The 12,656-nt window shown below is 59.0% G+C and carries 6 protein-coding genes; 3 read left to right on the top strand and 3 right to left on the bottom strand.

The window, feature by feature from the left end; translation table 11 throughout:
- Positions 1–20: 20 nt before the first annotated feature.
- Both BLW78_RS31015 and BLW78_RS24535 read right to left on the bottom strand, forming a co-directional pair.
- On the bottom strand, positions 21–524 hold the full coding sequence (locus tag BLW78_RS31015; protein ID WP_139307729.1) for a hypothetical protein: 504 nt from the start codon (positions 522–524) through the stop codon (positions 21–23).
- Positions 524–1,276 carry a hypothetical protein gene (locus BLW78_RS24535; protein WP_091682635.1) on the bottom strand — a complete coding sequence of 251 codons (753 nt, stop codon included), beginning with the start codon at positions 1,274–1,276 and terminating at the stop codon, positions 524–526. Before BLW78_RS24535 ends, BLW78_RS31015 begins: the two co-directional genes overlap by 1 nt.
- 320 nt (positions 1,277–1,596) lie before the next feature.
- On the opposite strand from BLW78_RS24535, the gene mobF reads away from it, so the two are divergent.
- The 3 genes from mobF (at position 1,597) to BLW78_RS24520 (ending at position 7,084) form a co-directional block, all read left to right on the top strand.
- Positions 1,597–4,329 (top strand): MobF family relaxase, encoded by a 2,733-nt coding sequence (gene mobF, locus BLW78_RS24530; RefSeq protein WP_091682634.1) that lies wholly within the window; start codon positions 1,597–1,599, stop codon positions 4,327–4,329.
- Between the two features lie 288 nt (positions 4,330–4,617).
- Positions 4,618–5,271: a hypothetical protein gene (locus BLW78_RS24525; protein WP_091682632.1), complete on the top strand. Its 654-nt coding sequence runs from the start codon at positions 4,618–4,620 to the stop codon at positions 5,269–5,271.
- 145 nt (positions 5,272–5,416) lie between these two features.
- A complete protein-coding gene (locus tag BLW78_RS24520; RefSeq protein WP_091682631.1) occupies positions 5,417–7,084 on the top strand; it encodes a recombinase family protein in 1,668 nt (555 codons plus the stop codon).
- An 883-nt stretch (positions 7,085–7,967) separates the two neighbouring features.
- On the opposite strand, the gene BLW78_RS31010 is transcribed toward BLW78_RS24520, so the two are convergent.
- Positions 7,968–12,644 (bottom strand): NACHT domain-containing protein, encoded by a 4,677-nt coding sequence (locus BLW78_RS31010; RefSeq protein WP_139307728.1) that lies wholly within the window; start codon positions 12,642–12,644, stop codon positions 7,968–7,970.
- Positions 12,645–12,656 lie beyond the last annotated feature (12 nt).

Raw genomic sequence — 12,656 nt, 5'->3', positions numbered from 1 at the left:
GTGCATTTGCCTGAAGGAGTTCAGAACTTGGTCTGGCGGAGCAGCGCGACGCAGATGGCCGCCAGCACCGCGCCCGTGGCGTAGCCCCAGCACCGCGCCCTAGCCTCGAAACCTGGAGCACCCTCCCGGCACGTTCGCCACCAGCCTTCGATCCGGGCGACACTCGGCTTCGCATATCGAGGTGGCTGGGTGCCGTCCGGGTTCGCCCCTGCCGTGTGCTCTCTGCTCTGAGGTACGCTCTGTCCAAGTGTCGATCGCGCACCGTGGCGGATCTCCTCGATGAATCGAGAGAGCCCGTCCGGTCCGAGGCGACTGAGCCGTCGCGCGGTAATCGCGCCAGGATTGAGCAGCGCTTCCTGAGCAGTTCGGCGCGCCAGAGCGAGGCGAGCAGCCCGCCCCTCGTCGAGGATCGCATGCTCGATCGCCTGCCGCGCCGATGCCGGTTGCGACGGATGCGAATCGGGCTCACACCTTCGCATGCCCAGGCCGTTGTCGGGCGGAGCCCGGCCGGCATCGTCGGCCATCACGCTTCCCCGGAGTCGACGATGCCCGGCAACAGCGGCGCAAGTTCAGCTCGCATGGTGCGCACGAACGCGGTCACCGCCGAGCGCATGATCTTGGCCTCAGAGACCTCCTCGCCGAGCAGCGCCGCAGCCTCGGCTGGTGCGAGGCTCATGGCCTTGATGAACCGCAGAGCGTGGTTCTCGTAGGCGCTCCATGCATCGGCTTCGATCAGCGGCATGACGCTATGGTGGCGACCCTCACCGCCCAGGAGCGGGGCGAGTTCGGAGCGCCAGACGACGGCGGCCTCCGAGCGCGGCTTGAGTTCCGACAGACGTCCGTCACGTTGGTTCTCGACAAAGACGATGTTCGCCCCCGGCAAGGCAGCTGCGAAGGCCCGGATCGTCACGGCTGCTTGGCGGAGCGCCTCGCTCTCAACGGGTGCAGGCACCAGAACGACCGCGGACATGCCCCAGGCAGTCAGATCCTCCTGCAACTCGGCCTTACGCGCCCAGAGTGCCGTCAGATCGATGCGGTTGGCACCGACATCGAGCAGGACGCAAGCCGCGGTTTCGCTCGTCTCGGCGCAGGCGTCGTAGAGTGGCGAGAAGGGCCCGGTCAGAGCCCGAGGCGCCCGCATCGCGGCCTCGTAGTCGGGTACGATGGTCGCTACACGGGCGCCGAGCATCGCGCCGAGTCTGCGCTGGTCATCGACTTGAAACGGCCTGTAGGCCTGCCCGGCGAGCGTCCAGAGATCGGCGACGAGGGTCGCCAAGGTCGACTTACCAACCCCACCCTTACCGCTCGCAACGACGACCAACTGCGGCCGAGCGGTTGCGGTGATGGAAGATGGAGGAGAACCGGGGTCATGGGGAGGCTGGGTACGCTGAAGGGGTTTGGCTGGCATTGCGTGCTCCATGCCTGTGCCGCGGGCGGAGGCCCATGGACGAGGCGGATCAAACACGGAATCCAGCTGACACTCTGAGATTTCCCTTCGAAAAATCTCACCGACTCGGGTCCAGATTTTGTGCTGTGAAATCTGATCGGCCCGCCCAGAGCTGCGCTTATTGAACTGCTTCCACTTTGGAGGCAGCCATGGTCGCGTCAGTCGCGGCAGGAACATCCGCCCGCTACTATCTCGCTGAGGCCGAGTACTATCTCGGGGGTCGCGAACCCGCCGGCTGCTGGCTCATCGTCGGGCCGGGACTCGGCCTCAAGGCGGGCAGTCAGGTTGAACCTGCGCCGTTCGAGCGCCTGCATGCCGCCCTTGACGATCAAGGTCGGCCATTTCTCGCGAAGACCGGTCGGCGCGACGAACGCGTCGGCGGCTACGACGTCACGTTCAGCGCCCCCAAATCCGTTTCCCTGCTCTGGGCACTTGCTGACCCGGAGATGCGAGCGGCGATCGAGCAAGCCCATGAGGCAGCCGTCGCCTCTGCGATCGGCTTGCTCGACCGCAACGCCGCATTCTGCCGCCGCGGCAAAGGCGGCCGGATCCGTGAGCGGGTCAATCTCACGGTCGCGCTGTTCCGGCATGGCGAAGCACGGCCAGCAGAACACGACGACGGCCTGATCTTCTCCGATGCTGCGCTGCACCATCACGCCTGCGTGCTGTCATTGGCGCAGCGGGAGGACAGCACCTTCGGTGCACTGGACGGCAAGGCCGTCTTCGCGTGGAAGATGGCTTCAGGATCTGTTTACCACAACGAACTCGCCCGCGAGCTGGAGCGGCTCGGCTTTGCCATCGAGGTGACCGGGTCGAACGGACTGTTCGAAGTTGACGGCGTCGATCGCGAATTGTGCGCCTACTTCTCGGCGCGCCGAAACGAGATCGAGGACGAGCTCGGAGCGGCGGGCATCGGGAGCAGCGCCGATGCGCCTGCGTTCGCCGCGGCCAAGGCACGGGCGACCCGCCGGGCGAAGGAACCGGCTGCGGAGGCTGGCGAGGATCGACACGCATTCTGGCGGGAACGCGCCGCAGCGCGCGGGTTCGAGCCGCAGGCGGTGTTGCGTGCGGCCCTCGCCCGGGGGCTCGGGAAACCTGTTCTGACGCACGGGGAGCGGGAAGCCCTGATCCGCGCCCGAATCGATGCCGTCCCACTCGCGCTCACGCAGACGCAGAGCATCTTCGAGCACCGGCATCTGGTCGCCGCGGTTGCCACGGCTCTCATGGGCACCGGCGCAGGGGCCGAGCGGGCCATGGTCGAGGTCGACCGGCTTGTCGCGGCTGGCGATGTCGTCGCGCTCGGGCGCGACGCTCGTTGGCCGCATCCGATCTATTCGACGCCGCAGATGATCGCGATCGAGCGCGAGTTGCAGGCGAGTGCTGTCGATCTGGCAGCAAGAAGCATCGCCCTTGGTCCAGACTCAGCGCGCGTCGAAGAACTCGTGCAGCGCGCGGGCCTCAATCTGGAACAGTCACAAGCCGCACGGTTTGCCGCCACACCATCGGTGCTCGGCATCGTCGAGGGTGCGCCAGGTGTTGGCAAGACGACCCTGCTCGCGCCCGTAGCTCAGGCTTGGCGGGAGGCCGGTTGGCGCGTCATCGGCGCGGCGAGCGCCTGGAAAGTCGCTCATGCTCTGCGCGACGATCTGGCGATCGAGGCCCGCGCCATCGATAGCTGGCTGGCGGGAGCGGACCGAGGACGTCCGTTCCTGCAAGATCAAACCGTGTTGCTGATCGACGAGGCGGGTCTGACCGGCAGTCGGCAGTTGCACCGCATCCTGCAAGAGGTCGAGCGTGCCCAGGCACGCGGGGAGCAGGTGGCTCTTCGCCTCGTCGGCGATCGTAAGCAGTTGCAGCCGATCGGCGGCCCGGGCCTGCGCATCGTCGCCGACGCGATCGGGACGCGGCGGGTGGACGTCATCGTTCGTCAGCGCCACGCCTGGGCTCGCGAAGCGGTGAGCCATCTCGGCGCCGGACGCGCCGAGGCCGCGTTGGGCCTTTTCGGTCGCCATGCTGCCATCGATTCGTACGTCGGGCCGCGTGCGACGACTACCGCGATGATCACCGCCTGGGTCGCAGCCCGCAGGTCAGACCTCACCGCGCCCGAACCAATCCTGATCGCGCGCACGAACAGCCAGGTGCTGGCGTTGAACGCTGGGGTTCGTGAAGCCTTGCGGGGCGAAGGTCGGCTCGGGGCGGAGGATGCCGTAAGCCTGACCGCAGTCACTGCTTCGGGACGCGAACACCAGCTCGGCTTGGCCGTCGGCGATCGCCTCCGCTTCCTTGCCCGACTGGACAGTGTCGGAGCGATCAACGGAACGGAGGCCATCCTTACTGGAATCGAGCGGCATACAGAGGGGTTGCGCTTAAGAGCCTGGATCGGCGCCCGGGAGGTCAGCTTCGCGCCCGAGGCGTTGGCCGACGCCCGAGGCCGCGTGCGGTTAGGTCACGCCTATGCCACGACCTGCTTCGGCGCGCAGGGCCTGACTACGGACGCGGCACTCGTCTGGGTCGATGCCGGCTTCGACCGGCACGATGCCTTCGTCGCAGCGAGTCGGGCACGCGAGACGACGCGCCTGTTCGTGGACTGCATCGGATTTGACGCGGCAGTTCGGAAGGAGCGGTCTCTGAGTGAGCGGGGCCGTCCGGTCACGAGCGATGAACGACAGGCAGTCCTCGCGCGCGTTCTCGGACGCTCGGGCGAGAAGGCCTCGACGCTCGACTACGGCGCTCAAACGGCCGAACGGCAGGACCAGCTCGACCTGTCCAGATCGGATGGAGGCAGAGCCAGCCCAGCCAACACCCTATCGATGCCGGCAAAGACAGCCGGCCAACCAAGACGTGACCGTCAGCGCGGAAAGGGGCTGGCCCTCGATGGCTGAGCCCGTCCGTTCCTCCTCAGCTTCGACCGTGAGTCGAAAATCTTTTCGGCGGCCGGCGCCAGTGCGCCTGACGGTCATACTCGAACATCTCGATCAGTCCTCGGTCACTCCCAGAGAGCTCGAGGTTCTGGAGATGTATCTCGGCGCTCAGCTCGACGAGATTCTCCGCAAGATGCGCAGGTAAGCTTGCGGCACAGAGTCCTTGTCGGACTTCTTGGCAGCAATGCAACTGAAGTCTCCGATCACGGGCTAGGCTAAAAACGTCCTCTAACACGTGAGAAAAACCGCATGACGACCAAGACCATCAGCCTCGACCTACACGGTCCGATCCAGCCGCCGAACCTCCTGCGATACGACCGGATGATACGCCGATACGTTGACGAACGCCGTGAAGACGGGGCGTTCGGTATCGTAGAGACGGCAGGCACTATGCGGTTGCGTGATCGTCTAACGCGCTTGAATATCGAACTCGTATCGATGCGCGGGGATGAAGCATTGCGGCCGTTCATCGGCCTCGGTGGCACCCTCGTCGCTCCCGGCCGGAAAACTCTGATCTGGATCGACAGCGCCGCTCAGGACAGCCCCGCTGCCCTGGCCGACAGGTTTTTCCATGAGGCAATCCACGCCACCGGTCGCGTCCTGCGAAGCCACGAGTTCCTGCCCGACGACACGCTGCATCCGCAGGAACACGTCGCCGAGGAGATCGTCGCCCTGCGCGGCGCGAACCTCATCGCACGGTTCGTCGGTATCGATATCGGTCCGCTAGCGCACCACAACCGGCAGCAAGCAACCCGTCATGCGAGACACCTGCTTGGGAACGGCTGGGAGTGCCATCAACTCAGTGAATTGAAGCGGCAGGGCCACCACGCTGCCCTGTTGCTCGCGGATGAGCGCTACGAAGGGATGTTCCATGCATCTCTGCAGATGAACAACGCTCCCTAGCGATTGAGACTCAGTTAACTTCGGATCAAGTCTGCCCGTCGCGCGTCAATCGCGACGGGCAAAAATCTGCATGCGCAGACCGTCCGCTCGGTTGAGAACGCGCGGCGAACGAATCAGACTCAGTGAAGCGCAATCGAGCGACCTGATGCCAAACAACACCAGCCAGAGCCCAGATATGCAATCTCAGATTGGATCTACGAGGGTCTCATGCTACTTAAGAGTGTCAACAACTCGACAGGCCGGGTCGGATCTCTCCATCCCAGATCAGCGAAAGAAGCTGCAGTCCTTCTGTGATGATAAGGGCTGGTCGCTCGTCGCTGAATATGTCGAGCCTGGAGCCTCGGCGACGGACGACAACCGGCCCGAATTCCAGAAAATGATCGAACGGGCTTGCGATGGCGATCACCCGTTCGACGTGATCCTCGTCCACTCGTACAGCCGCTTCTTCCGAGAAGCCTTCGGCCTTGAGATGTACCTGCGCCGCTTGGCAAAAGCTGGTGTACGGCTGGTATCCGCAACTCAAGAACTCGGCGACGATCCTGCTCAGGTGATGATGCGGCAGATCATCGCCATGTTCGACGAATATCAGAGCCGCGAGAATGCCAAGCACGTTCTGCGTGCAATGAAGGAAAACGCAATCCAGGGCTTCTGCAACGGCGCCCGGCCACCGCTCGGCTACAAGACGCAGGAGGTAGAGCAGCGCGCGAATCGCACAAAGAAACGTCTGGTTATCGACTTAGTTGAAGCCGAGACGGTAAGACTAATTTTTCGCCTCTATACTCACGGCGATGGCACGTCCGGCGCACTCGGTATTAAGAAGCTCACGTCGTGGCTAAACGACCGCGGCTATCGCACACGCACGGGCGCACGCTTCGGTGTCGCTTCGATCCACACCATCCTGACCAATCGGGTCTATATCGGGGATTGGGTATTTAATCGGCGAGATTCGAAAACTTTGCTCGAAAAACCGAAATCAGAGCAGATCTCCATCGCTGTCCCGGCAATCATCGATCACGCTACCTTCGAGACGGTCGCCAAAACCCTACAGGCACGTGACCCGCGGGTTACGGCACCGCGCGTGGTGACCGGCCCAATCCTCCTGACCGGGCTCGCGACCTGCGCAACCTGCGGCGGCGCGATGACGCTCCGAACCGGCACGTCGCGCTCGGGCGAGGTGCATCGCTATTACTCCTGCTCGACGAGCGGGCGCATGGGCAAATCGGCTTGCAGGGGTCGAGCCATCCGCATGGATACGCTTGACGCGCTGGTGACCGACAATCTGGTCGAACAGCTCCTTCGGCCGGACCGGCTCACGGCGACACTGTCGTCGTTATGGGCCAGCAGAGCTCAGAAAGCGTCGGAGGTTGACGGCCGGGTCGCCGTTCTGCAGGCGGAGGCGCAATTGGCTGAAGACAAGCTGAAGCGGCTCTACAGCCTGATCGAAGAGGGACTCACCGAGCTCGACGATATCCTAGGCGAGCGCCTCGCCAGCCTTAAAGTGGAACGCGATCGTGCGCGCACAGCGCTCGACCGCATCCGGATCGTGCAACAGCCTCCGGCAATCATCGGACCGGAACTGATCGAGCAGTTCGGCGAGTTGATGCGCGCGAACGTTACAGATGGGGAGATCCCGTTCCGCAAGGCATGGCTGCGAGCCGTCGTCGATCGAATTGAGGTAGACGACACTGCCGTCCGCATCGTCGGCGACAAGACCAGCTTGGAGCGGGCCGTAGCTGAGAGCCAAACCGGAGCCATGCCCGCGGTTCGCAGTTTTGAACGGAAATGGCGCACCCGACACGATTCGAACGTGTGACCTTTGCCTTCGGAGGGCAACGCGTCTGGATGAGCTGCAACGAAGTCTCTGCGGAAGAGCGTCGGACTGTTCCCATGGCATCAACCACTTAAGGGCAGAAGCGTATGCGCCTGTGGTTACAGTGGTCAAGCTGTTTGTGCCGCCTTCGCACGCTGAAGTGTGACCGATTTGGGACCGACCAACCGGGGCAGGGGGGACACACGTCCGGAAAGTCATCTGATACCTGCGCGCAAAATTTTGTCGTTCTATTGGCAGCGAAGCTCAGAGGAAAGAAAAGCGCTTGAGACGTAGCGAGCTCAAAAGGGATTCTATGACGTTACGACGGCACAACGTTACAGACCAAAGACCGTGGCAATATACAGCCCTAGACAACATAATCCATTTGGTGTGAAAAACAAGTACAAAGGTCAGCGCTCACATAACCCTCCACCTTGCACCCAGATAATTTTTGATAATGCTGCACACAGAGCGTACAGCCGCGAGGAGGTGAGGTTGGATAGGAACAAGAACAGGCGACGTGATTGGACCGCCGAACAGAAAGCACTTATCTTCGCGGAATGCGCGCCTCCCGGCGTCACGTTGACATCTGTTGCTCGCAAGTACGATATCAATCTTTCTCAACTATGCAGATGGAGGCGAGAGGCGCGCAAATCCAGGAAAAAGAATGTAGAGCAGAGTGACATAAGAGCGTCTTCCTCCGAGATCCCAAGCGGAATCGAAGTAGTCCTCGCGAGTGGAAAAGTACGGGTACATGCGGATGCCGACATACTGAGGCTACAGGTCGTTATCAAGATTATGTACAATCTTTCACTCCAGAACCAATTGCCGTAGCACGCTCAACCGATAAATTTTACCCGAAAACGTAAGAGCAACATCTCAGAGATCATCTCTCGTGCGCGGCTACAACCGCCTCAACCCCATATACCTCATATCGAAGCATTTCATCAACAATGTCCAGCAATCGCTTCCTCAGAATAGAAGAGTGGTCTGAAGTAGCATACTCGCGCTTAATTAGATCGAGAAGCTGGTTCATATCCCTTTGCGGTCTCTGCAACGTCTTGGCGTCAACGGCCAGGCGCACTAAAGACCTCTCCGCCGCCTTCACGAGCAACATTGCGACATCACAACAGGCATCCTCAAGTACGTGATAAAACGAGAAGGCTGCCTCCTCGAACGCCGCGCTGTCGACATAAGCTTCAGCAAGGTCCATGTGGAGAGCCATTTCTGACCCCTCAAGCTGCCGGAACACCTCTGCTGATTGCTTTCGCACATCTCCGTCAGGGTCGTTGAAGAAAGCAATAAGCTGTCTCTTTGCACGATGTTGAAACTCATCGCGAGTGACTGCGCCCGCTGCCACACTAGCCGCAATTCTTCTATGCACACTGCTCTGCTCAATCAGATAGTCAGCAAGTCGCACGTACCGGCAGTCGTGAAAACTGCCTCTAAAAATGTGCCACGCAGCTACCAAACGCATCATATCGTCTTTGGACAGCAGCAACCGTACGAGCAGCCTTTCTCCTACCCCCGGAACGTTATGGATGATATACGGCAGTAGACGGGTACCCTGATAAGTCACCAAGGGCGAAAGGTGCGCACTTTTCTTAGATATATCTATGCTCGTGCTACCTGACGCCGACTTTGCCTTACGCCTCAGCACCATCTGTACACAGATGATACCAAGGCAATGCAAGAAGGCTGGGATCTTCGCGGTCGGCAACGCAGCTGCCGCAACCATCCTCTCAAGCGCACCTTCGGCTTTGTGCTCGCCAGTGGGACCACGCCGCCGAGCGAGCTCATCGACCGATGAGGCGCACCTCGTCCGATCATCGTTGTACAGAGCCGCCAAGGGGGTTACCAAACAACATCGGACGCTAACCAATTCTTCGGCCGCGATGCGCCTCTCAATGACTGGCCAGGCCTTATGGGAGACCTCCGGGACTTGCCACAGAACTTTGCCCAACGCTTCCGCAGCCCAGCCTCTAACCCCATTGACACCACGCACATGCAGTTTACCGGATCGCTCTAATAAGTCTTCAATCCGGACTACTTCCCGCTCAGTACTTTTCTGCTCAACGAGCTCAACATCGTTTGCGTCACCAAACTCGATGTACCAGAAAAGTGTCTCCAGTACTCCGTCATAACAAGCAACTCTAGGGAATTCGCTGCAAAGCCGTGCAATTTCTGACCCAAAATTTCTATGACTCCGTGAATGTGCGAGGCGAATTGCCTCTGCAACGGTTTTCACGTCCGCACTGTCAGATTCGGCCAAACCCCACAAGACTCCTTGTACGTAAGCAGGATTTGCCTCACGAGGAAATACCCGTAATAGAGATACAAAGCGCGCGGGATCATTCTTCGCCGCATGCTGCAGTTCGCTAGCAAGTTGTCGGGCACCGCCATCATATAGCGGTCGGCCTTCGTTGCGATGATCATTACTTCGGTAACGTGCTATCGCCCCCAGCCATTGTGAGTCCGTCATTCGCTCGGTGCTGCCCCTCGCAATAGGGCTGGGAACAAAGCCGCCTTCTTCGTCTCTGATAAGCCGAGCGTTAGCGCCGAATTTACGACAGAACATCTGCAGTCGCCGGCAAGCGGCGGCAGAAAGCCTTTGATCTCCTATCGTCTTGAGCACACAAAATTGTTCAAACCCCGATCTTCCTAGGTAATGTAAGATAGTTATAGGCTTCCAGATCTGTACTCCATCTCCTTCTCGGTTAGCTCGTAGAAACCTGCTTGCTTGTTCAATCTCTGGGAAATGGGATAGAATGGTCTCCTCGATCCGTAGTACCTCAGGAGGCTGCAAGTGCTCCAGAGCTGCACTTGCAGCCCGTGCGAATGATAGCCAGTCCGCCCCGTCGTAGCCTGCCTCAAATAGATGTCCGCACCTTAGAAGTGCAGGAAGTTCTGCTCCTAGTGCTAAACCGTTTGCCGCAATTGCCTCCAAATGGAGATGCATAAAAACTTCGTGCTTGGTAGCATCTAAGCTCGAGAGCACATGGACCGCCCTCTCAGGTTCCGATTTTGCAACTTCGATTAGCGCATCTCGGTAGAAGCCAATGAACTCATCTGCGCCGAATCGATTTCCGGAGAGGGTACGGTGATTGAACGTTGTGTCCCACTCCCCAGCTTCTTGATTTTTGAGCACTAAATCTACAGAGAAATCTAAGGCCCTTGTCGTTCCCTCTAGAAAGGCGAAAGGAGCACGCTTTGCAATCTCGCCCAGGGCGTATGTATCTAGCTCCCGCAGTTCCAAACGTTCAAACGGATGAAGTCCTGGATGCGTATGGAACCATGCATCGAAGTGCGCTTGCAAAACCTTAGCGCTGCGCGCCGCATGTTCGCCCGCAAAAACATTTATTAGGAAATGGCGCCCGAATGGAGTGCGCTTCTCGAAAAGCTGCGATGGTGCAGAGCGGATGACACGCTCGCAGAGATCCAAAAGGCACGGGGTTGGATCTGTGCGGAGGAATGTGGCGAACCAGTCTAGAAGCGCATTGCCGCGCTCCTCGTCGCCGTCCCACCACCGCTCAAGGATGCTGCTGATCTGGGCCGGCCGCTCACCTGCGATGGACGCTAGCCACCAGAGAATTGGACGGCGCCTTGCGTCGCCGCTGGCGAGGTTGACCTCCACCCAACCAATCGCCACGAGTACATCAAACCAACCCGCATTTTGCAAGGCAGCGTAGCGAAGAAGCGCAGGCAACTCCTCAGACCCAGTGTCAATACGAAGGACGATGTCGCGCTCGGCAGGGGAGGGGTCTCGTTGAGTACCCAGCCACTGAGCAACCGCAACTTTGATGTGATAGCGGACCGCCGTACTATCCATAAGGTTCTTCAGTTCGCTTAGATATCTCGGATAGTCCGATTGCCGCAAAGTCTCCAGAATTTGCCTCACCTGGGTGCGCCGAAACAGATGCTGCTCTGTTGAGTTCAACAGATCAACGACTGAACAATGCTTCGAAGAAAACGCTCGTGCGTATATGTAATCAAAAAAGCTCTCATGGAAAAAGTTTACCCGGCCGCGCGATATGACAATCAGATGCTCTGATCTTAGGAGGTCTTGAGCTCCACCAAATGTATCTAAGAGACTGACCGGCGCCTCCAATCTCTGCCGATCGCTCATCCAGTCCGCCAGTGCGGACAGTGGATGGAACAGAGACCATGATGCCTTGCGCGCTCGGACCGCTCGCTCCTTATGCTCGATCAGATACCGGAATAGATCATCCCGCGACCGAAAGCCCGAGCCAAAGCCTGGAGGAACATCGATAAACATCGCTAAGTTTAACGGAAGCCTCAGCAATTCACGCTGAGGAGAAGAGATCCGGCCTATGTCAACGTCCTTGGATTTCAGAAATGGCTCCACTTCCGATGACCAATCAAGAAGCGGGGTATCGATGATGGTCAGATCTGGCGTGTTGCGCATCTCCTTGAGGCGCCGATCACTTTCCAGATCAAACGTACGACATACCAACATAATGCGCACAGACCTGTATGCTCGTACGTCAGCCACCATCCGTAGTACGGCATCTTTGACTACACCATTCCGGCCGGAGATCTCGCTGACAGCGTCGAGCTGATCGACAATCAAGACTGACCGACCTGATGGCTCCAGGCCCTTAAGTGTTGCGGCTGGACTTTCTGACCTTCCGGTAACTGCTCGGCCTATAGCCTCACGCGTACTGCAATCGAGATGATGGTCGACACGGAGCGCCAGATGAGTGACACGGTGCTCCTCCAGCTCTCGTATAACACCTCTTACAACACCAGATTTGCCCGCCCCAGCAACGCCTGTTACGAGCGTGATCATCGGACCATCGCTCTGGGTGAGGATTTTCATAATTTCGGCAACTTGCGGTCGCAGAATATCTCTTCCACCTGCTCCGTATGGGCTGTACGTCTCCAAATATGACTTTGTCTCCGCACGCAATTTCTCACGTAAGCTCGGATCTAAGGACCAGTCTTTGATTGTTAATTGACAATCTTGTCGGACAATCTCGCGAGCCGAATCTGTTGTGAGGACTTTATTGAAATTCTTTTCTAATACGTCTCTCAGTTTTGGAAACACCGTAGACGATTCATCTGCGAAACACAGCGCCGACTTGGCCTCAATAGTCTCGTCGATGACGGAAACAGGGACATTCTTCACGAAAATACGACGCAACCATTGGAACGCGATCTGTGATTCGATGGACCAAGTATCTGATAGCTGCTTTAGTACGTCTCTATGATCTTTAGATAGCAGCAGCTCTAACTCGTCAGCCGTATTTGCGATACGAGCTTTCTCTGTCAGGACACCAAGATCCTTAGCTGGATCCTGAGATACAAAGAAGCATTCATTATGCTCTTCGTGCCTCAACCTGTCGCCAAAAGCTTTGATGAGACCTTCGCGTGATAGAGCGCTTATCGTCCAGTTTCCATTGGGGCTACTGAGTTTCGTCTGATGCCAGGATACCACTCGGTTGTGACAGACGGCGAACTCAAATCCTAGGTATTCGTCGGTGACACCTTCGAAGCGCAGCCAGTCAGCACGTCCGGTAATGACGTCAAGGAATTGTTGCACCAGCCATTTCGC

It is taken from the genome of Methylobacterium sp. 275MFSha3.1, assembly GCF_900108435.1.
Taxonomy (GTDB): domain Bacteria; phylum Pseudomonadota; class Alphaproteobacteria; order Rhizobiales; family Beijerinckiaceae; genus Methylobacterium.
This window is presented reverse-complemented; position numbering and strand designations above follow the sequence as displayed.

Bases quoted from the DNA above. Each gene is read 5' to 3' on its own strand.
- BLW78_RS24520 (WP_091682631.1), top strand. From the start codon at position 5,417: ATGCCAAACAACACCAGCCAGAGCCCAGATATGCAATCTCAGATTGGA.
- mobF (WP_091682634.1), top strand. From the start codon at position 1,597: ATGGTCGCGTCAGTCGCGGCAGGAACATCCGCCCGCTACTATCTCGCT.
- BLW78_RS31015 (WP_139307729.1), bottom strand. From the start codon at position 524: ATGGCCGACGATGCCGGCCGGGCTCCGCCCGACAACGGCCTGGGCATG.
- BLW78_RS24525 (WP_091682632.1), top strand. From the start codon at position 4,618: ATGACGACCAAGACCATCAGCCTCGACCTACACGGTCCGATCCAGCCG.